19 protein-coding genes are annotated in these 20524 nt (G+C 62.0%); 10 read left to right on the top strand and 9 right to left on the bottom strand.

The features are described from left to right. The 9 genes from ACZM96_RS05015 to ACZM96_RS04975 form a co-directional block, all read right to left on the bottom strand. Positions 1–657, bottom strand: a 657-nt coding sequence (locus ACZM96_RS05015) for a F0F1 ATP synthase subunit gamma (RefSeq protein ID WP_489487753.1), incomplete at its 3' end; no start/stop codon positions are given. A gap of 3 nt (positions 658–660) precedes the next feature. Then, positions 661–2175: a F0F1 ATP synthase subunit alpha gene (gene atpA / locus ACZM96_RS05010; protein ID WP_294485450.1), complete on the bottom strand. Its 1515-nt coding sequence runs from the start codon at positions 2173–2175 to the stop codon at positions 661–663. A gap of 3 nt (positions 2176–2178) precedes the next feature. Continuing rightward, positions 2179–2730, bottom strand: coding sequence for an ATP synthase F1 subunit delta (gene atpH / locus ACZM96_RS05005; RefSeq protein WP_294485452.1), 552 nt, complete (start codon positions 2728–2730; stop codon positions 2179–2181). Continuing rightward, positions 2727–3287 carry a F0F1 ATP synthase subunit B gene (locus tag ACZM96_RS05000; RefSeq protein WP_489487752.1) on the bottom strand — a complete coding sequence of 187 codons (561 nt, stop codon included), beginning with the start codon at positions 3285–3287 and terminating at the stop codon, positions 2727–2729. The genes atpH and ACZM96_RS05000 overlap by 4 nt, the downstream gene beginning before the upstream one ends. A 24-nt stretch (positions 3288–3311) precedes the next feature. Beyond that, on the bottom strand, positions 3312–3728 hold the full coding sequence (locus ACZM96_RS04995; protein ID WP_489487751.1) for a F0F1 ATP synthase subunit B: 417 nt from the start codon (positions 3726–3728) through the stop codon (positions 3312–3314). Positions 3729–4700: 972 nt separating this feature from the next. Beyond that, on the bottom strand, positions 4701–5813 hold the full coding sequence (gene rodA / locus ACZM96_RS04990; RefSeq protein WP_489487750.1) for a rod shape-determining protein RodA: 1113 nt from the start codon (positions 5811–5813) through the stop codon (positions 4701–4703). Positions 5814–5950: 137 nt separating this feature from the next. Continuing rightward, positions 5951–6751, bottom strand: coding sequence for a pyrroline-5-carboxylate reductase (gene proC / locus ACZM96_RS04985; protein ID WP_489487749.1), 801 nt, complete (start codon positions 6749–6751; stop codon positions 5951–5953). 3 nt (positions 6752–6754) lie between these two features. Further along, complete coding sequence (gene ndk / locus ACZM96_RS04980) at positions 6755–7174, bottom strand: nucleoside-diphosphate kinase (protein WP_294485461.1); 420 nt, start codon at positions 7172–7174, stop codon at positions 6755–6757. Between the two features lie 282 nt (positions 7175–7456). Next, on the bottom strand, positions 7457–8755 hold the full coding sequence (locus ACZM96_RS04975; protein ID WP_489487748.1) for a S41 family peptidase: 1299 nt from the start codon (positions 8753–8755) through the stop codon (positions 7457–7459). A 214-nt stretch (positions 8756–8969) separates the two neighbouring features. On the opposite strand from ACZM96_RS04975, the gene ACZM96_RS04970 reads away from it, so the two are divergent. The 10 genes from ACZM96_RS04970 to ACZM96_RS04925 form a co-directional block, all read left to right on the top strand. Beyond that, complete coding sequence (locus ACZM96_RS04970; RefSeq protein WP_489487747.1) at positions 8970–9797, top strand: histidinol dehydrogenase; 828 nt, start codon at positions 8970–8972, stop codon at positions 9795–9797. Then, positions 9794–11836 (top strand): elongation factor G, encoded by a 2043-nt coding sequence (fusA, locus tag ACZM96_RS04965; RefSeq protein WP_489487746.1) that lies wholly within the window; start codon positions 9794–9796, stop codon positions 11834–11836. Before ACZM96_RS04970 ends, fusA begins: the two co-directional genes overlap by 4 nt. Positions 11837–12433: 597 nt before the next feature. Beyond that, the gene (rsmA, locus tag ACZM96_RS04960; RefSeq protein ID WP_489487745.1) at positions 12434–13246 is read left to right on the top strand and encodes a 16S rRNA (adenine(1518)-N(6)/adenine(1519)-N(6))-dimethyltransferase RsmA; all 813 of its coding nucleotides are present in this window, start codon (positions 12434–12436) and stop codon (positions 13244–13246) included. Between the two features lie 102 nt (positions 13247–13348). Then, positions 13349–13621, top strand: coding sequence for an HU family DNA-binding protein (locus tag ACZM96_RS04955; protein WP_294485469.1), 273 nt, complete (start codon positions 13349–13351; stop codon positions 13619–13621). Positions 13622–13681: 60 nt separating this feature from the next. Further along, on the top strand, positions 13682–13864 hold the full coding sequence (locus ACZM96_RS04950) for a hypothetical protein (RefSeq protein WP_489487744.1): 183 nt from the start codon (positions 13682–13684) through the stop codon (positions 13862–13864). A gap of 451 nt (positions 13865–14315) precedes the next feature. Then, positions 14316–14519 carry a 30S ribosomal protein S21 gene (gene rpsU / locus ACZM96_RS04945; protein ID WP_077074093.1) on the top strand — a complete coding sequence of 68 codons (204 nt, stop codon included), beginning with the start codon at positions 14316–14318 and terminating at the stop codon, positions 14517–14519. Positions 14520–14702: 183 nt separating this feature from the next. Continuing rightward, the gene (locus ACZM96_RS04940; protein WP_294485471.1) at positions 14703–15155 is read left to right on the top strand and encodes a GatB/YqeY domain-containing protein; all 453 of its coding nucleotides are present in this window, start codon (positions 14703–14705) and stop codon (positions 15153–15155) included. Between the two features lie 4 nt (positions 15156–15159). After that, positions 15160–17493: an endonuclease MutS2 gene (locus ACZM96_RS04935; protein ID WP_489487743.1), complete on the top strand. Its 2334-nt coding sequence runs from the start codon at positions 15160–15162 to the stop codon at positions 17491–17493. A gap of 17 nt (positions 17494–17510) precedes the next feature. Beyond that, positions 17511–19229 (top strand): DNA primase, encoded by a 1719-nt coding sequence (gene dnaG, locus ACZM96_RS04930; protein ID WP_489487742.1) that lies wholly within the window; start codon positions 17511–17513, stop codon positions 19227–19229. Further along, a partial coding sequence (locus ACZM96_RS04925; RefSeq protein WP_489487741.1) for a sigma-70 family RNA polymerase sigma factor occupies positions 19219–20524 on the top strand: 1306 nt, incomplete at its 3' end. The genes dnaG and ACZM96_RS04925, both read left to right, overlap by 11 nt.

The following is a 20524-nucleotide window of genomic DNA, read 5'->3' as shown; positions in this document are numbered from 1 at the left end:
CGCCAGCAGAACCCCGACTTCGGGTTCGTACAGGCATTCGGCCGCCGGCTTGTTGCCGTCCTCTTCCTTGGCGGCTGCGGTCACGGGCAGAAGCTCCATCCTCGTGGGAATCTGGCGCGTCATGCCCGCAAACTCGCTGTACACGAGGTACACTTCATCGGCCTCGCCGCTTTCATAAAGCTGCGACACCTTTCCGCCCAGACGGGCCGCCAGGCGGAAATCGAAGGAACCCATGACGTCTCCGTACGATTCGATGATCTCGTAGGAGGTCTTGCGCACCGCGTCGCGGCCCTTCCGGCCCACGCAGATGAACCGGACGGTCAGCCCCTCCTCGGTCTTGGCGCGGGCCAGATCGAGAGCGGTAGATATCAGATTGACGTTGAAGCCCCCGCACAGGCCGCGATCGGAGGAAAGAAGCACGACCACCGCCGACTTCACCTCCTTGTGGACCTGAAGCAGCGGATGAGCCGCTTCTTCCGTTCTGGCGGCAAGGTCGCCCAGCATCTCACCGAACTTTTCCGCGTAGGGGCGGAACCGTTCGATGCGGTTCTGAGCGCCGCGCAGCTTCGCCGAGGCGACCATGCCCATGGCCCTCGTGATCTGCTTGGTCTTGCCGACGCCAGCTATCTGGAGTTTTACATCTTTCAACGAAGGCATGAGTTACCCCCGCGCCTTGAAGGATACCTTGAACTCTTTGATGGCCGCGGAAAGACGGGCTTCCAGATCGTCGTCCAGCTTCTTGCGATCGCGGATATCGGCGAGGATATCGGGCTTTTCGGTGCGAAGCATTTCCAGCATGCCGCCTTCAAACGGCAGCACGTCTTTCACCTCGATGTCGTCCAGGAAGCCGCGGGAAGCCGCAAAGATGGAGGCCACCTGCTCTTCCGTGGGCATGGGATGATACTGAGGCTGCTTGAGCAGCTCCGTCATGCGCGCGCCGCGATCGAGAATGGCTTTGGTGTCCTTGTCCAGATCGGAACCGAACTGGGCGAAGGCGGCCATTTCGCGGTAGTGGGCGAGGTCCAGACGCAGCGAGCCTGCAACCTGCTTCATAGCCTTGATCTGGGCGGCGCCGCCTACGCGGGACACGGAGATGCCCACGTTGATGGCGGGACGGATGCCGGCGTTGAACAGGTTCGTTTCCAGGAACACCTGACCGTCGGTGATGGAGATCACGTTGGTGGGGATGTAGGCGGAAACGTCGCCGGCCTGCGTTTCGATGACGGGCAGAGCCGTCAGGGAACCGGCGCCCAGCTCGTCGCTGAGCTTGGCCGCGCGTTCGAGCAGACGGGAGTGCAGATAGAACACGTCGCCGGGGAAGGCTTCACGTCCCGGAGGACGACGGAGCAGCAGGGACATCTGGCGATAGGCCACGGCCTGCTTGGAAAGGTCGTCGTAAATGATGAGCGCGTGTTCGCCGTTGTCGCGGTAGAATTCGGCCATGGTGCAGCCGGAATACGGCGCGATGTACTGCAGAGGCGCGGATTCCGAAGCCGAGGCGGACACGATGGTGGTGTATTCCATGGCGCCGTGCTGGCGGAGGGTTTCCGCCACCAGAGCCACGGTGGACTTCTTCTGACCGATGGCCACGTAGAAGCAGTGAACGCCGGTGCCCTTCTGGGCAAGGATGGCGTCCACGCAGATGGCGGTTTTGCCCACCTGACGGTCGCCGATGATGAGTTCGCGCTGACCGCGGCCGATGGGCGTGATGGCGTCGATGGCCTTGATGCCCGTCACCATGGGTTCGTGAACGCTCTTGCGCTGCATGATGCCGGGAGCTTTAAGTTCCACGGGACGGATTTCCGTGCTTTCCACGGGTCCCAGACCGTCGATGGGCTGACCCAGCGGGTTCAGCACGCGTCCGGCGACGGCGGGTCCCACCGGCACAGAGAAGATGCGGCCGGTACGCTTGACCGGGTCGCCTTCCTTGATGCCGGTGTCGTCGCCGAGCAGGGCGACGCCGACGTTGTCTTCTTCGAGGTTGAGCACCATGCCCATGAGTCCGCCGGGAAACTCCAGCAGCTCCATCGACATGGCATTCCGCACACCGTACACGCGGGCGATGCCGTCGCCCACGTACATGACGGTGCCGGTCTCGCTCATTTCCACATGCTGGTCGTAGTTGCGGATCTGCTCCTCGATGATCTTTCCGATCTCTTCAGCCTTGATGTGCATGGCCTACTCACCCCTCTTGATGGATTCCCTGAGGTTGTCGAGCTGCGCGCGCAGGCTTGCGTCGTACACCTTGTCTCCCACGCGGAAGACGATGCCTCCGATGATGGAGGGATCGATGACGTATTCAAGCTCAAGCTTGCGCTCTGTCTGCGATTCCAACTTGTTCTTGATGCTGTCCTTGCGCGCGTCGTCCAGCTCCACGGCCGTGGTCACGACCCCGCGGGAGATGCCGCGGGCCTCGTCGAGCATGGCCGAAAAATCCGCCGCGATGGCGGGAATGAGCGGCAGCCGGTCCTTGTCGGCCAGCAGCGCGCAAAAACGTTGTTCCACGGCGCCGCCGCCCGCCACATCCAGCAGGGACAGCACCACTTTCTTCTTCTCCTCCGTGGAGAGGACGGGATTGCGAAAAGCCTCGGCCAGTTGAGGAGTCTTTTCCACAGCCTCGCCCAGAGCACTCAGAGACGCTCCATAGCGTTCCAATTCCGCCATGCCCGCCTCTTTTCCGATGGAAAAGAGCGCCGAAGCATAACGCCGGGACACGACATTGCCAATCACTGCAGCACCACCTTGGTCAACGATTTGTCGATCAGTTTCTGATGCGTCGTGGCATCCAGCCTGTCGCGGAGGCTCTTTTCCACCTCCGCAACGATGGTGTCGGCCATACGTTCGCGAATGGCTTCAAGCTCGGCCTTGCCTTCCTGCTCCGCGCCCTTCTTCGCCTGCTCCACAATGTGGGCGGCCTGAGCCTCGGCCTCGGACACGATGGCGGCCTTGATGCGTTCCGCCTGCGCGCGGCCTTCTTCCAGAAGCTTTGCGCATTCCGCTTCCACGTCGGCTATCTGACGCTCGACCTCGGCAAGCCGGGCCTCGGCCTCCTGCTTGCGTTTGGCCAGATCGTCCATTTCCTGAACGATTTTCTCACGGCGACCCGTGAAAAACTTTTTGATGAGCTTGCCTGCCGCGTACCAGATGATGCCGACAAAGATGGCGGCATTGATCACGCGCAGCAGAAAGTCTCCCCACGGCAGGGAATGCCCGTCGCTCGCGGACGCAACCTGGCAGGAAATCAGGACCAGAGCGCAGGCCGTCACTATACCATAGATTCTTTGCACGCCGTTCTCCTTGCTGCGATGATGCTATCCGAGCATGGCCTTGAGAGCCACCTGAACAAAATCGCCCACCCTGCCGTCGAGCTCGCGCCTGGCTTCCGCGCTCTCCGTGCGGACTCGCTCGGCGGCGGCTCTGTGGATGGCGCGGGCCTCGTCGCCCGCCTCGTTCAGACGGGCCTGAGCGGCTTGTTCCGCGGCAGCCTTCATGCTCTTGCGCACAGCCGCCACTTCCGCGCGGGCCTTTTCGATGCGGGCGTTGTAACCTTCCATCTTGAGCCCGGCCTCGCCTTCCAGGGAGGCGGCGGCTCCTCTCAGTTCATCGTTCTGCGAGTTGCGGCGGGCAATGATGCCGCGCACCGGGCGCACGATAAGGTAATTTATGATCGCCAGGGCGATCAAAAAGTTCACCAACTGAATCAGGAGGGTTATGTCGATGTTGATCATTCCGAGAACCTCCAACCGAAGCTGTAAAAAGGGGCCACTCTACCATTGCATTCTAAGCCCCCAAAGTTCTGCGCTCCTGAATTATTGGGAGTAGAATCATTTTTTTTAGCTACCCCGTTTTCCGCACTTTGTCAAAGCCGACACACTTTTTTTTCAAGAAATAAACAGGTTCCGCCACGTCTTTTGCACAAAAAGTTACAAAATATGCGGACTGGTCATATCATACCGGAAAGCCTCTTTCTTTTGTCTTTGAAGGGGCCTCGAGTCCTCCGAAACACGAACAAAAGCCGTTTGCATTTCATAATACTCCCGTATTTCGCCCCGGGAAAAAATAAATAAAATTCTGATTGATCTTTTTTTCACGATACAAAAAACATCCCTGCTTTTCGTTGATACGCCTTGTTTTCACAGGAAAAGCCGTCGAAAAAGCCTGTATTTTGCCTCAGTCGGGAAAAAACTCTCACAGCCGGGCAATTGTCACAGAACTGACACAATTCTCTTCGGGGTCACGCTGCACTTCGGCAAACGACCGTACCGAAAAGCCCGACGTGCGGGACTGCGGACGCAGAAGAGCGACGCCCGGAAGTCAGCGACGAACCGCCGCGACCTGCGGACCTGCGGCTTTTGCGTAGAGCCTGCACCCTGCCCCACTCGACTGAACGAAGATATGCGGGAAGAATCGGAAACGCGGCTGCGCCTCCGTTGGCAGAAGCCCCTGCCATGCCCGCATCCCGACGAACGCCTGCACCGCGGATTTCCCGGGAGCTCTCAACAAACAGAAACAGCACCACACTCCCGGACAGGCGCGCATCCTGCACTTCTGCTCTTTGATTTTTGCAGGAACTTCTGCGCAAGGCAGGATAGGCAGGATACCGCTCTTTTCGGGCGCACTGCCTCTGACAGACATGGTGCAGCCGTCCTGAGCGCTCCGCCGCACCGCCTGTCCGGCCCGCCCGCGTGTCGTGCTTGCGACTAGCTCTTGAACACGAAACGGCGCATGGAAATGCTGAGCACGATGCCCACAAGAGCGCAGTTCACCACCAGCGCCGTGCCGCCGTAGCTGATGAACGGCAGCGGCATGCCCACCACGGGCATGAGCCCCACCACCATGCCGATGTTTACGATGATCTGCCAGAAGAAGTAGAAGAATATGCCCGCAGCCAGCGTGCTGCCGAAGCGGTCCTTGGCGTCGCGCACCGTGCTGTACATGGCCATGAGGAACAGACAGAACAGGGTGACCAGCGTCATGCAGCCGGCGAACCCCCATTCCTCGCCGAGCACGGCAATGGCGAAGTCGGTGTGCTTTTCCGGCAGAAAGCGCAGCTGACTCTGCGTGCCCGCCAGAAATCCCTTGCCGAACATCTCGCCCGAACCGATGGCTATCTGCGACTGAATGATGTGATATCCCGCGCCGCGGGGATCGCGCGTGGGGTCGAGGAACGTCAGAATGCGCTCCTGCTGATAGTCGTGCAGCACGAACCAGCCGAGCGGCATGAGCAGCGGAATGACCACGAGACACACGCGCAGCACCTTCCACTTCACGCCGTGAAAGAGCACCATGCCGCCGAGCAGCACCAGCACGGTGAGTCCGGAGCCGAGGTCGGGCTGCTTGGCGATGAACAGAAAGGGAACCACGCCGATGGCAAGCACCTGCCCGAGTCTTTTCCAGCCCAGCGACTCTCCGTCGCGGCAAAGGGCCTTAGCGCCCATCATGAGCACGGCGAACTTGGCCAGCTCGCTCGGCTGCAGATTCATGACGCCGAGATCTATCCAGCGCTTGGCGCCGTACACGGTTTTGCCCACGATGGGCACCAGCATGAGCAGAATGAGCACAATGACGTAGCACGGCACCGCCAGTCGTTCGATGCGCCGGTAGTCGATGAGCATGCACGTCACCATGACGCAGAGTCCGATCAGCCCCCACACGAACTGACGCTGATAAAAAGGCGAAAGCACGAATCCGCCTTCGATGCGGGAGCCGCTCGCGGAATACAGGTTCACCATGCCCACGGCGAACAGCAGGATGGTGATGAAGACAAGCCCCCAGTTTATCTGGAAGAACATTCTTCTGTCGGGCATCTGCATGGGGAACCTCGGCGAAAAACGCCGGGAACATTCCCGGCGCTGAGAAAAAAGATGAGGGCGCAGGAGGCGGCACGGCGCGTTTTCGCGTCGGCCGCGTTTCTCCGGTCCGCGCCCGGCAGACCGGAGAAATCGCAACGTTATTTGCCCGCGGCCATTTCCTGATCGCGTTTCAGGGCTTCGAGCACGGCGTCGGTCACGTGACCGGGCACGGCGCAGCGTTCCATGTGGTTCACGCCGCGAATCGTGGTGCCGGAGGGCGAGCACACCTTCACGCGCAGATCGGCAAAGCTTTCGCCGCTCTCCAGGGCAAGACGTGCCGTGCCTTCCACCATGGCGGCGATGAGCTCGCGGGAGACGCCGGCCTTGAGGCCCATGGTGATGCCCGCATTGAGCAGACCTTCCATGAACAGCAGCACAAAGGCCGGACCGCAGCCCACCAGCGAGGAGAACGCCGGAAACTGCGCTTCGGGCAGCACCACGGCAATGCCCATGAGCCGGAACATGGTCAGCAACTCGTCGGCCGCGGCCTTGTCCAGCGTGGGATCATCGAAGCAGAGAGCGAACACGCCCTTCCCCACGACCACGGGCAGATTGGGCATGCAGCGCACCACGGGGCAGCGGTTTTCCACGCCCTGCCGCAGCTTTTCCTGCGGGAAGGCGGCCGCGAGGGACACCACCACCTTGGATTCATCCAGCGCGGGGCGGATTTCTTCCAGCATGGCTTCCATCTGATAGGGCTTCACCGCGAGAATGACGATGTCGGAACGCTGAGCGAGTTCCAGCGGCGTTTCCACGAAGGTCACGCGGCCTTCGGGGCCTATGCCTTCCACCTTGGCGCGGGTGTGATCGTGGCCGAGCAGTTCAAAGTCGTGCGGGACAAGTCCCTTGAGCACGCCTCCGCCCATGTTGCCGCAGCCTATGCAACCGATTTTCTTCATGGCTCAGCCTACGATTTCCGTCCGGCTGAAGAAAAAGGCGATTTCCCGAGCGGCGGTTTCGGGAGCGTCGGAGCCGTGAACGGCGTTGGCCTGAACGCTCTGGGCGTAGAGCTTGCGGATGGTGCCTTCCGCAGCGGCGGCAGGATTGGTGGCGCCCATGAGCGCACGATAGGAGGCAATGGCGTCTTCCCCTTCCAGCACCGAGCAGACCACGGGGCCGGAAATCATGTATTCCACGAGATCCGCGTAGAAGGGACGTTCCTTGTGTACTTCGTAAAAGGCTTCCGCCTGAGCGCGGGTGAGCCGGATCATCTTCATGGCCACGATGCGCAGGCCGCTCTTCTGGATCATGGCCAGAATCTCGCCCTGCAGATTGCGGGACACGGCGTCGGGCTTGATGATGGAAAGGGTTTGCTGAAGCATGAAATCCTCCGTCCTGACGTTGCGGGGCGGATGCACAACCGCCCCCGGGGAAAAAACGGGCACGCGGCCCTTTCGGAGCGCCGCGCCGGGCGGTCGCGCCGATCCGTCCGCGGGCCGGAGCGCAGACCCGTCGAACGAAACATTCCATGCGCGCCCAACATGACGGCAGGCGCGCATCGCATCCCCGGGAACGCGGTCAAAAGCCCTTCCCCTGTTCCGGCCGAAGCGGCCCGGGGCAGAAAAAGCCTCCGCCTTCCCGCACGGAAAGACGGAGGCGAAGCACTAATTTTTGAGAGTCTTCAGCACCGGCAGCGTCTTCACGAACTGAAGAGCCAGACGAAGCTGATTGTCTCTTGCGAGCATGGCGCTCATGTCTTCGGCGTCGCCCGTCTTTTCCTCGTCCTTGCGGGGTTCCGCCTTTTCGTCCTTCTGTTCCAGATGGCCGCGCAGATCCTTTTCGCGCAGGAGCAGCGCGGGTTCTGCGGCGTCCTCGCGGGGGGCCTCCCAGGCCACCTCGAAGTCGGGCGTGATGCCCTCGGCCTGAATGGACTTGCCCGAAGGCGTGTAGTAGCGGGCCACGGTGAGCTTGAGTCCCGCGCCGTCGGCCAGCGGAATGAGATTCTGCACAGAGCCCTTGCCGAACGTGCGCTCGCCGAGAATGAGGGCCCGCTTCTGATCGCGCAGCGCGCCGGCCACGATTTCGGAAGCCGAGGCGGAACCGGAATTCACCAGCACCACGAGCGGACAATCCACGTCGTCGGGCTGGGCGTGCGCCTTGAACGAGCGCTCGGAAGACGGATCGCGGCCGCGCATGGACACGATGACGCCGTCCTTGAGGAACTGATCGGCCACCTCGACGCTCTGATCGAGAAGTCCGCCGGGGTTGTTGCGCAAATCGAGCACCACGCCCTTGAGCGCGCCTTTGGCTCTGGCCTTGGACACGGCTTCGGCAAGTTCCTGCGCGGTGTGACCGCTGAAGCGCGTGAGACGGATCCACCAGTAGCCGGGCTCAAGCTCGCGCGACTTCACGCTGATGAGCGGAATGGCGTCGCGCTTGATCTTCATGGTCACGGGGCGGGAGCTGTTCTTGTGCAGCACCTGCAGTTCCACCGTGGTGCCGCGCTTGCCGCGCATTTTGGAAACCACTTCGGTGAGCGACATTTCCATGGTGTACTGGCCGTCCACGGCAATGATGGAATCGCCCGCGCGCAGACCGGCCTTGTAGCCGGGCGTGTCCTCGATGGGGCTCACCACCATGACCTGACCGTTCTCCATGGTGATTTCCACGCCCACGCCGAAGAATTCGCCGCTGGTGTTCTCCTGCATTTCCTGAAATTCCTTTTCCGACATGAGCGTGGAATGAGGATCCAGGTTCTGCAGCATGCCCTTGAGCGCGCCGTCGAGCAGTTCCTTCTGAGAAACATCATTAACATAGTACTGCTCCACCATGTCCAGAATCTGGCTGAAGCGGCGCAGGGAATCGTAGTCGTTTTCCGCGCTGACGGCCTTCATCACGCCGCCGCCGGACAAAAATGTGACAAGGGCGAGCGCCGCCGTGGTCAGCACGCGAATCTTTTGCATGGGAGCCTCCGATTGGGATGGAACATGCGGAACACGATAGAGCCGATCCCACCAAAACGCAACGTATTTCCTTCCCATCCGGCCGGGCGGCGGGCAAAGCGCCCCCAGATTTCCTTTATTTTTCCGCAAAGGCGCGCGCCCGCACCCCGCCCCAACATTTCATTTGACGAGCGCGTGAGAGAAACGTACCCCTTAAAGGAAAGGGAGATTGCACATGAGTCCCATTACCGACCTTCCCGCCTGGCTGGAGAGCTTCCGGCCGGACGACGCCCTGTACGCCGACGCCTACGAAGGCACGCCCGCTCATCTTCGGGCGCTGCTCAAGACGGCCATCGCCTTTGCCTTCCACCGCTGGAAACCGGATCAGGGCGAACGTTCCGTGACCGTGGAAAGCCCTCGCGCAGGCTTCGCCCGCACCGAGCGCTCGCGTCCGGCCTCGTGGGTTCTGGCCGTGACGGCGGAAGGCTTCGCCTCGCCGGCACGTCTTCTTGCCGCGCTCGTTCCGGCCGTCATTGCAGGCGTTGACCGCATCATCGTCGTTTCGCCCGCGCCCTTTGCTCCGGCCGTGGCCACGGCGCTGGAACTTTCCGGCATCGAGGATTCCTTCGTGCTCGACGACGACTGCGCCGCCGATCTTTATGAAGACCTGCGCGCAGCTTCGCCCGACGGCCGCGTGGTGGTGTTTCCGGGAAGCGGCCCGCTCACGCCGGGGCAGAAGGATCTGCTGCACCGCGCCGCGGCCGACGGCCTGCGCGTATTCCGCGACGCTCCCGCTCCGCGCATCCTCGCCCTCGGCGCCGAAGAAGGCCCGCTGCCGGAAGAGACCAGAGAACGGCTTCTCTGGCTGCATCCCGACGCCGAACTCATCGACGCTCCCGCGCCGGAACTTCGCGCCGTGTTCACGCAGGGCGACGCGCCTTCAGACTGCGCTGCGCCCTTTGTCGCAGGACCGGGCATGGAAGCCTGCTGGCCCGGCCCCTCTCCCGAATTTTTCCGAACCCGCACCCTTTCCGCCTTTCTTGTCCAGGAGAACCAGTCATGAGGCAGGACACCATGAAAAACCTGCGCAACATCGGCATCATCGCCCACATCGACGCAGGCAAGACCACGCTCAGCGAACGCATTCTGTTTTACACGCGCAAGATTCACCGCATGGGTGAAGTGCATGACGGCACGGCCACCATGGACTTCATGCCCGAAGAGCAGGAACGCGGCATCACCATTGCGGCGGCCGCCTCCACCTGTCACTGGAAGGACTGGACCCTGAACCTCATCGACACGCCAGGACACGTGGACTTCACCATTGAAGTGGAACGTTCGCTGCGCGTGCTCGACGGCGCGGTGGGCGTGTTCTGCGCGGTGGGCGGCGTGGAGCCGCAGTCGGAAACGGTGTGGCGGCAGTCGGAGTCGTTCGGCGTGCCCAAGATCGCCTTCGTGAACAAGATGGACCGCGTGGGCGCGAACTTTGCCGCCGTGCTCGACGCGCTGCACGCAAGGCTCGGGGCGAATCCCGCGCCCGTGACCGTGCCGCTCGGCGAAGGCCCGGACTTCTACGCCGTGGCCGACGTGATCACCATGAAGAAGCTCGTGTTCGACGAAGATTCGCAGGGGCAGAACATGGAAGTGCTGCCGCTTGAGGAAAGCGAAAAGGAAGAGGCGCTTCTGTGGCGGGACAAGCTGCTGGAAACGCTGGGCGAGAACGACGATGCGTTCATGGAACTCTACCTTGAGGAACACTTTTCCGAAGACGACATTCATGCGGCGCTCAAGCGGGCGACGCTCGCGCGCAAGGTGACGCCCGTGCTGGCGGGCTCGGCGCTGAAGAACGCCGGCGTGCAGCCTCTGCTCGACGCCGTGGGCCGCTACCTGCCCTCGCCGCTGGACGTGCCCGCTCCGCACGGCACCACCGTGGACGGCAAGGAGGAAAAGGTGCTCGACGTGAGCCCCAACGCGCCCTTCTGCGGTCTGGTGTTCAAGGTGCTCATGGAAGGCGGCCGCAAGACCGCGCTCGTGCGCGTGTATTCGGGCCGCCTGAAGGACGGCGATGTGGTGCGCAACACGGCCCTGAACAAGGAAGAGCGCGTGTCACGCATGTTCCGCATGGACGCCGATCAGCAGGAGCAGCTTGCCGAGGCCTCGTCGGGCGACATCATTGCCGTGCTCGGCCTGCGCTCCGCCCGCACGGGCGACACCATGGCCGCGCCGGGTCTCGACATTCTGCTGGAGAATCTGGAAGAGGTGAAGCCCGTCATTTCCATGGCGCTCGAACCGCGCAACGCCGACGAAGGCAAAACGCTGGACGAAGCGCTCGCCCGCTACTGCGCGGAAGATCCCACGCTCGGCGTGACGCAGGACGAAGGCTCGGGCGACCGCATCATTTCGGGCATGGGCGAACTGCATCTCGACGTGGTGATGGAGCGCATGCGCCGCGAATACGGCATCAGCCCGCGCGCCGGACAGCCGCAGGTGGTGGCGCGCGAAACCGTGCGCGCCGAAGGCGAGGGACGCGGCCTGTTCGACCGCGAACTCGGCACCGTGCATCACATAGGCGAAGTCGTGCTCACCATGTCTCCGGCCGGGCGCGACAAGGGCAATTCCATCTCGCTTGCCGAGAACGTCGCCCATCCCGCCGACCCGAAGGACGCCGTTCCCAAGGTTCTCGTCGATGAAGTGCTTCAGGGCATTTCCGACAGCCTGCTCTCCGGCCCCCAGACCGGCTACCCGGTGCAGGACGTCAACATTGTCGTGACCTTCATCCGCAAGGAAGGAGCCACCGCGGCGGGCTGCCGCATGGCCGCCGCCATGGCCGTGCGCGACGCCATGGAAAAGGCCCGTCCCACGGTGCTCGAACCCATCATGAGCGTAGAAATCGTGGCGCCGGAAGAGGCGCTCGGCGCGTCCATCAGCCTGTTCCAGAACTGCGGCGGCAAGGTCGAGGAACTCGGCGAACGGGGCGGCATGCGCTATCTCTCGGGCATGGCTCCCATGCGCAAGCTCTTCGGCTTCTCCACCGCGCTGCGCTCCGCCACCCAGGGCCGCGCCGGATTCACGCTGCGCTTCAAGCATTACGACTCCATGTAGGAGCACGGCTCCCGGGCCGCCGCGAAAACCGCACTTCTTCCGGCGGCCCGAGGCAGCGCGGAGCCTGGGCGTCGGCCGTTCCGCAAAAAAGCTTCTTCCGAAAGCCCGACGCGAGCTCTGGAGGAGCCCTTTTAAGGAGCATGCGCGACGCTTCGCCCGGGCCCCCGCCGCGGAACGAAAACACGCTTCGGCGTTTGCAACAAAGCACGACGTCGGGAGAAATCGACGTTCCTCCGGAGCCCGAAACGTTGAAACGAAACATCGGACTCCGCCCGCGGCCCGACGCGAGCGCCAGCGTTCCATTCACGGGCCCGTTCCGCAGAGAGCGTTCCCGCCCGGCGAGTCTTTGAAGAGCCTCAGCGACGCTTCGCCGGAAAACGGTCACAAAGCGGGAACGCTCATGGAGAGCCCGCAACAAGGATGCGACGCCGCCCGCGCTTTCGACGAAGAAGGGGCAGGTCACCGAAGCATCTGCCTCAGGCAAGACGTCCTTCCCCGGCTGCGGTTCCGGGGCTTGACCGTCCGCTCTTTTGCGGCATACTCTCGGCCCCGCGTCCGGTTCGGACGCCTTTTTGCCAACCTTTCACGCAGGACAACATGAGCGACATCAATCTCTTCACCGCAGCCAGAGCAAAAAAAAGCCTCGGGCAGCACTTTCTGCGCGACGAACGCGTGGTTCAGCGCATCGTGGATCTGCTGCGCCCGGAAGAGGGCGATCAGATCATGGAAATCGGTCCCGGCCCCGGCGCGCTCACCGCTCTGCTGCGCCCCCTGCCGTGGAGCAGGCTTCTGCTGCTCGAAAAGGACGATCACTACGCCGCCGAACACGCGGCAAGGCCTCTGCCCGGCCTTGAGGTCGTGGCCGGCGACGCTCTGGCCTATCCGTGGGAATCGCTGGAAGGCCCGTGGAAAATTGCGGGGAATCTCCCCTACAACGTGGCTTCGCCGCTCATGTGGGACATCGTCTGCCGCACGCCCCGTCTCGCCCGCGCCGTGTTCATGGTGCAAAAGGAAGTCGGCGACCGGCTCACCGCCAAGCCCGGCTCCAAAGACTACGGCGCGCTCAGCGTGTGGATTCAGAGCTTTGTCGCTGCGCGCAAAGGCTTCGTCATCGGGCCCGCGGCCTTTTCCCCGCCGCCCAAGGTCGATTCCGCCGTGGTCGTCTTCGAGCCCCTGCCCGAAGAGAGCAGGCCCCGCCATCCCGAAGCGCTTTCCCGTCTCATCAAGCTGTGCTTCCAGCAGCGGAGAAAACAGCTTCAGGGCATACTGCGCCGCGCCCTGCCGCAGCCCTTCGTGCTTGAAGCGCTCGCAAGTCTCGGCATCGATCCCGCCCAGCGGCCGGAAACGCTCTCCGTCCCGCAGTTCCAGGCGTTGGCGGACGCGCTTTTTTCGGGAAAAAATAACGCCTGAGCGCCCTGCCTCTCTTGACGATGGGCAGGAAACGTGTACCTAAAAGAAAACCGCATCCCTCATTTTCCTCTCACCTCTGCCGCACGGCAGAAAGGAGCAATCATGACCAAGGCCGAACTCATCGCCAAGATCGCCGAACAGGCCTCCATCAGCAAGAGCAGCGCGGAACAGTCCCTGAACGCCCTGCTCGAAGCCATTCAGGAAGCGCTCGCTTCCGACGGCAAGCTCTCCCTCCCGGGCTTCGGCTCGCTTGTGGTGGAAGAACGCAAGGAACGCAAGGGGCACAATCCCCGCACCGGCGAAACCATCACCATTCCCGCCGGCAAGGTCGTGAAATTCAGGGCTGGCATTAATCTGAAAAAGCAGATACAGTAGTCGGACGGTCCGTATCCCGGCCCTCGGGATATCCGACCGCCAGCCGTTCAAGGAGTCTTCATGCTTATTCATGGTGAAAATGGACATGGCCCCTTCCCCTGGGATCTGCCCCTGTGGCAGCCCGACTACGCCATCTTTTTCGGTGTGCTCTACTCGGTAATCCTCATTCTCGCCATCGGCATCACGCTGGCCTTCGCCCGCGCCATCAGAGATGCCAAAAACGGCGAGCACAAGGGGCACTAAACCGGTTCTTCGCCGAGGATCTCGTCTTTGCGGTTCCCGCCCCAGGCCGGACATCCGCAATCTGCGCACTCTCTTCGATCCGTTTTTTGCAGATCGTTCCGCCGTGCGGCAGAAAAGCCGGCGTCTTCGGAAAGGGCTGCGGCGCTTCGCCCTCCTCTTCCGGAAGGCAAAACGTCAAAAAGACTCTCCACGGGGAGGTCCCGAGGCAGGTGCAGCGTTAATTTTTTACTTTTTTTGCAGGTTTCCCCGGAGTGAGGCACCCCGGGGGCTTGCTTTTTGTCGCAAACTGTTTTAGTTTGCATCTCTCCCTGCGCTGAGGAGACCTGTCTGCGGCATGCCCCGCAGGCCTGTTTCCCGCAAGGGACACATTTCCGTTTTTCCTTTCGGTTCACTCCCTGAGAACTGGCGGATCGGACGGAACAAGAGATTCGCTGAAAAGGGGGTGATTTCTGTGCCCGGAGTTTTTCTCAACGAAGACGATTACAATTTCGACATTGCCCTGCGTCGCTTCAAGAAGCAGGTGGAAAAGGCCGGCGTTCTTTCTGAAATGAAGAAGCGTCAGCACTATGAGAAGCCCAGCGTCATGCGCAAGAAGAAGAAGGCTGCTGCCCGCAAGCGCCTCATGAAGAAGATGCGCAAGGTGAACATGGGTTAATCTTCGACGACAACGGTTCGCATGGGTTCTGAACCGTATGCAAGCCGGTACGGAGCCGGAAATTGGACCTTTCAGCAGGCTGATTTCCGGCTCTTTTGCCATTTCATGACGGTGCGGCCGCAAGGCTTCGCCGTCGTCCTTCTTTCCGCGAAGTTCCCTTCGCGACGGATGAAGATGACTGCTATGAGTATCGCTGAACAGATAGACAAGGACTATATCCAGGCCTACAAGGCCAAGGATCAGGTTAAGCTCGGAACGCTGCGCCTGCTGAAAACCGCGGCCAAGAACCGTCAGGTCGAGCTCATGCGTCCCCTTGAGGACGACGACTACATGGACGTGCTTCTGCGCGAGGTCAAGCAGCGTCAGGATTCCATCGAGCAGTACAACGCCGCCGGCCGCGCCGATCTGGCCGACAAGGAAGCCGCCGAAGCTGCCGTGCTTCAGTCCTACCTGCCCGCGCAGCTCTCCGACGAGGAGCTTGCCGAAGTGGTGGAAAAAACCGTGGCTCCGCTGCTTGAAGGCGGCATGAAGAACATGGGCCGCGCCATCAGCGCCATCATGGCCGAATACAAGGGCCGTGTGGACGGCAAGGCCGTGAGCGCCGCCGTGAAGGCCCGTCTCCAGCAGGCCCGCTGATCATATGGACGAAAGGACTCTTCACGCTCTCGAATTTCCCCGCGTGCTTGAACGACTTTCCGATTTCTGCCTCTCCGAGGCGGGAAAGGAAGCCGCTCTTCTCCTGCGCCCCATGAACGACGAGCAGGCTGTGCGCAACGCCCAGCTTCGCTACGACGAAACGCGCTCCTGGCTGGCCGAGGGGGAATTTTCTCCGGTGTCGTTCCCCGACATTTCCGGTCTTCTCGCGCACGTGCGCACGCATGCCGATCCCATGCTCGACATGGACGGCCTGTGGGCCCTCAAGGAAACCCTCGGGCTTGCGCGCCGCGCCGCCGAAAGCATTCACGCGGGAGCGTCCAGACGCCCCCTGCTCGACGCCCTCGCCTGCGAGCTCCCCATGCCGGAGCTTTCCCTTTCCGCGCTGCAGCGCTGCGTGAGCGACGACGGCTACCTTAAAGATGAAAGCTCTCCCGGGCTCATGCTCGTGCGCGGAGAGCTGCGCGGCATTCATCAGAACTGCCTGCGCCGCGTCAAGGAGTTCGCCGAAAAGTACAACATCGGCCGCTACCTGCAGGACGACTACATGACCCTCTCGTCCGACCGTTACGTGCTGCCGCTCAAGGCCAACTTCAAGGGACGCATTCAGGGCATCATTCACGACTATTCCAACACCGGCGAAACGCTCTACTTCGAGCCCATGTTCCTGGTGGAGCAGAACAACCGCCTTCAGGAGCTCAAGCAGCAGGAACGCGAGGAAGAACGCAAGGTCATGCGCATGATCGCGGATCTGCTCGTTCAGGAAATGCCGCAAGTCGAAGCCGCGTGGAAGCTGCTCGTGGAAATCGATCTCGGTCAGGCGAAGTGCGCCCTCGGCGCGGCCCTCAACGGCCGCTGCGTGCCGCTGGAGGAAGACGCCCTGCTCAAGCTCCCGGGCGCACGGCATCCTCTGCTCGTGCTTGAGGCCGTCCGTCACGCCGCAGACAAGAATTATGCCGGTCCGCGCCGCATCGAGCCCGCCGACCTCACGCTTCGCGAAGGCGACCGCGTGCTCGTCATCAGCGGCGGCAACGCCGGCGGCAAGACCGTGGCGCTCAAGACTCTCGGACTCATCACGCTCATGACCCTTGCCGGTCTCCCGGTTCCCGTGGACGGCGGAGCCACCCTCCCCTACTGGAACCGCGTCCATGCCTTCATCGGCGACGAGCAGAGTCTCGACGATCACGTGTCCACCTTCACCGGTCAGATTCATCATCTCGCCTCCATCTGGGAAAGCCTCGACGGCCATTCCTTGGTGCTGCTCGACGAATTCGGTTCCGGCACCGATCCCTCGCAGGGCGCGGCCCTTGCGCAGGCCGTGCTCGACGGCATGCTCGAAAAGGGCGCCTACACCGTGACGGCCACGCACTTTCCCGCGCTCAAGAGCTACGCGCTCACCCACGAGGGCGTGCGCGCGGCCTCCGTGCTGTTCGATCCGTCCACCAGGAAGCCGCTCTTCCACCTGGCCTACGATCAGGTGGGCGCAAGCCAGGCCCTCGACGTGGCCCGTGAACACGGTCTGCCCGAATCCGTGCTCAAGCGCGCGGAGCACTATCTGCTCATGGACGGCGACGACGCAAGCGCCGTCATGGACAGGCTCAACGAGCTCGCCCGGCAGCGGGAAGAGGAACTCGCCCGCCTCAGGGACGAGGAACGCCGCATGCGCGACAAGCGCGAGTCTCTCCAGCAGAAGCTGGAAAAGGAACGTCAGAGACTCGACGAAGAAGTGCGCAAGATGTCGCAGGAGCTCATGCGCGACTACAAGAGCGGCAAGGCTACGGCCAAGCAGGCCCAGAAGGAGATGTCGAAGCTCCGGGCCGATCTCGCCCGTTCCGCGCGCGACATGGAGGAGGAAAAGCCTGCGGCCGATCCTTCCGCCTTCACCGTGGGCGGCGAAGTGCTGCACCGCATGTGGAACCGCAAGGCCGTGCTGCGCGAACTCGACGAGAAGAACGGCAAGGGCAAGATAGATCTGAACGGCGTGACCATGTGGGCCCCGCTTTCCGATCTTCAGCCCGCCTCCGGCGCGCCTTCCGCGCCCAAGGGAACCGTGACCGCCAGAGTTTCGAGACCAGTTTCCTTTCTGCGTCTTGACTTGAGGGGGAAACGTGCTGATTTAGCTTTAGCGGAACTTGAACAGTTTCTTGACCGCTCCCTGCTTTCCGGCGTGGAAGGCGTGGAAATCGTTCACGGACGCGGAACCGGCGCGCTGCGCAAGGCCGTGCATGAACTTCTGCGCACCTTCCCCGGCGTGGCATCCTACCACACCGCGCCCGAGGATCAGGGCGGCGACGGCATGACTCAGGTTCTGTTCCGCTAAGACACGGGCTTATCGTCATGAAAAACAATGATGTGATACAGGCAATCAAGTCGCGCCTCAGCCTCGCCGACATGGCAAGGCGATATGTGGAGCTGCGTCCCGCAGGCTCCCGTCTTGTCGCGCCCTGCCCGTTCCATCAGGAAACCAAGCCCTCCTTCTCCATCAACGAGGAACAGGGAACCTTCTACTGCTTCGGCTGCCAGGCCTCCGGCGACATCTTCGACTTCTACGGACGCCTCAACGGTCTCGACTTCAAGGAAACCCTCGCCGCCCTCGCCGAAGAGGCGGGCGTGCGTCTCGACTCCTACCGCGCCGATCCGAAGGCCCGGGAACAGCGTTCCCAGAAGCGCGACATGCTCAAAATGCACGAACTCGCCGCCTCGCATTTTCACAGCAATCTGTCCTCGCCGTCCGCCGCGGCCTGCCGCGACTACATCGGCGAGCGGGGCATCTCGCCCGAGCTTGTGGAAAAGTTCGGCCTCGGCTGGAGCATGGATTCGTGGCAGGATCTCGGCGACACGCTGCGCCGTGCGGGCTTCAATCTGAGCACCGCCGCGGAATGCGGCCTGCAGTCCAAGAGTCAGGGCGGTCGCACCTTCGACCGCTTCCGCAACCGGCTCATGTTCCCCATCCGCAACCTTTCCGGACAGGCCATAGCCTTCGGCGGACGCATTCTTCCTGCGCTCGCCAGAGACGACGACGCCAAGTACATCAACAGCAGCGATTCGCCCATCTACAAGAAGGGCGAACATCTGTTCGGCCTCTTTCAGGCCCGGCCCTCCATTGCCGTGAAGAAAAGCGTCATTCTCACCGAGGGCTACATGGACGTCATCACCCTGCACCAGTACGGCTACACGCAGGCCGTGGGCGTGCTCGGCACCGCGCTCACCCCGGATCAGATCAAGCGGCTTTCCGGCTTCAGCTCAAGCCTCGAACTCATGTTCGACGGCGACAACGCCGGACGCAAGGCGGCCTTCCGCTCCTGCGAAATGCTGCTCTCGCGCGGGCTTTCGTGCAAAGTAGTTCTGTTCCCCGACGACAACGACATCGACAGCATGCTTCACAGCTTCGGCGCGGACGCCGTGGAGGATCTGCGCGCCCACGCCCAGGACGGGCTTGAATTCTGCATTTCCGTGCTGCGCGGCATGGCCCCGCGCGACGCCGTGGAATGGGCGAGGCACTTTCTCTCACAGGTGGACATGCCGGAACTTTTTCACCGCTTTGCGGCAGACCTTGCCGCAGGACTCGGCCTCTCCGAAGCCGATCTTCGCGGAGGCGTTCTGGAACGACGCAGCGCCGCCGCGCCCCGCGCGCAGGAGCGGCGCAGCACAGCGCCCCGCTCCATCAGCCGCGATCGGGAAATCATGACGTTCGCGGTGCGCTATCCGCACAGGCTGCCCGATCTTCAGGCAGCCGGCGCCGATCTTGCCCTGCGGGAACCCTGGGCGCTCAAGCTCTGGGACAAACTGGCCGCCGCCTGCTCCGAGCAGGCCTTCGACGACCTGGATCCGAAGGAAAAAACCTTCTGGATCCGCTGCCGGGGCCAGGAAGCCCCCCCGCTCAACGACGAGGAAGGCGAACTGAACGCCATTCGACAAATGCTTATCAACTTGCAGAAGACATCACACATGGCTTCCGTGGTGGCGGCCCTTCGCCAGGGAACGGCCAGCCAGGAAACACAACGGGAATACATGCGCGCGCTTCTTGAAGCGCGAGGGAGGCGTAGTGACCAATAATCTTAAAGAAATCCAGCAGGTCAAGGCTCTTATCGCCAAGGGCAAGTCTGCGGGCTACCTCACATTCGAGGAAGTCAGCAAATCTGTCCCCGCGGAGATGAGCACGCCCGAAAACTTCGAGGAAATCATTGCGATGTTCGATCAGATGGACATCGCCATTGTCGATTCCGAAAAGGAAGGCAAGTCCATAGTCGTCAACCACGCCGACGCGGAAAACGATCCCGTGGACATCGTGTTCGACGAGACCGACGACGGCGCGCTGGAATTTCCCCTCGATCTTTCCGCCGACGATTCCGGCGACTTCGCCGCCCGCAACACCGATCCCGTGCGCATGTACCTGCGCGAAATGGGCGCGGTGCCGCTGCTTGACCGCGACGGAGAAGTCGTCATCGCCAAGAAGATCGAGACCGGCGAAGAAGACGTGCTCTACGCCCTGGTGGAAGTGCCCGTGGCCGTGGAAGAACTCATCAACGTGGGCGAAGACCTCAAGCAGAACCGCATCAAGCTCAAGGACGTGGTCAAGACCATTGAGGAAGACGATCCCACCGAAGACGAAATGAATCAGCGTCAGCGCGTCATCCTGCTCCTCGACGAGATCAAGGCCATCTACAAGAAGAAGCACAAGATCTATCAGAAGCTCGACGCCTGCTGCACGCTGGAGCGCCGCGTGGCCTCCACGCAGAAGGAAATTCTCCAGTACAAGGAGGAAGTGGTTTCCCGTCTGCGCGAAATCAAGCTGGAAAAAACCCTCATCGACCGCATCGTGGAAACCGTGGAGGACTACGTGCGCCAGATGAAGAACTATCAGCGCGAACTCGACGCCTACGCGGCTACCACCGGCAAGACGCAGGAAGAGCTGCAGGCCCTCTTTGAAGCGCTCGACAACCGCACCCGTTCCATGCAGGACGTGGCCGCGGAACTCGACATGAGCGTGGACAAGATGTTTTCCTACAAGGAACTCATCATGGGCAAGATCGAAAGCCTTCAGCGCCTGCGCGAAAAGTGCTGCCACAACGTGGAAGACCTCGAAGAAGTGCTGTGGCGCATCCGCCGCGGCATGTCCGCCTCCATGCGCGCCAAGCAGGAACTCATCCGTTCCAACCTGCGCCTCGTGGTGAGCATCGCCAAGAAGTACACCAACCGCGGACTCCAGTTCCTCGATCTCATTCAGGAAGGCAACATCGGCCTCATGAAGGCCGTGGACAAGTTCGAGTATCAGCGCGGCTACAAGTTCTCCACCTACGCCACCTGGTGGATCCGGCAGGCCATCACCCGCGCCATCGCCGATCAGGCCC

Source organism: Mailhella sp., assembly GCF_057866825.1.
This window is presented reverse-complemented; position numbering and strand designations above follow the sequence as displayed.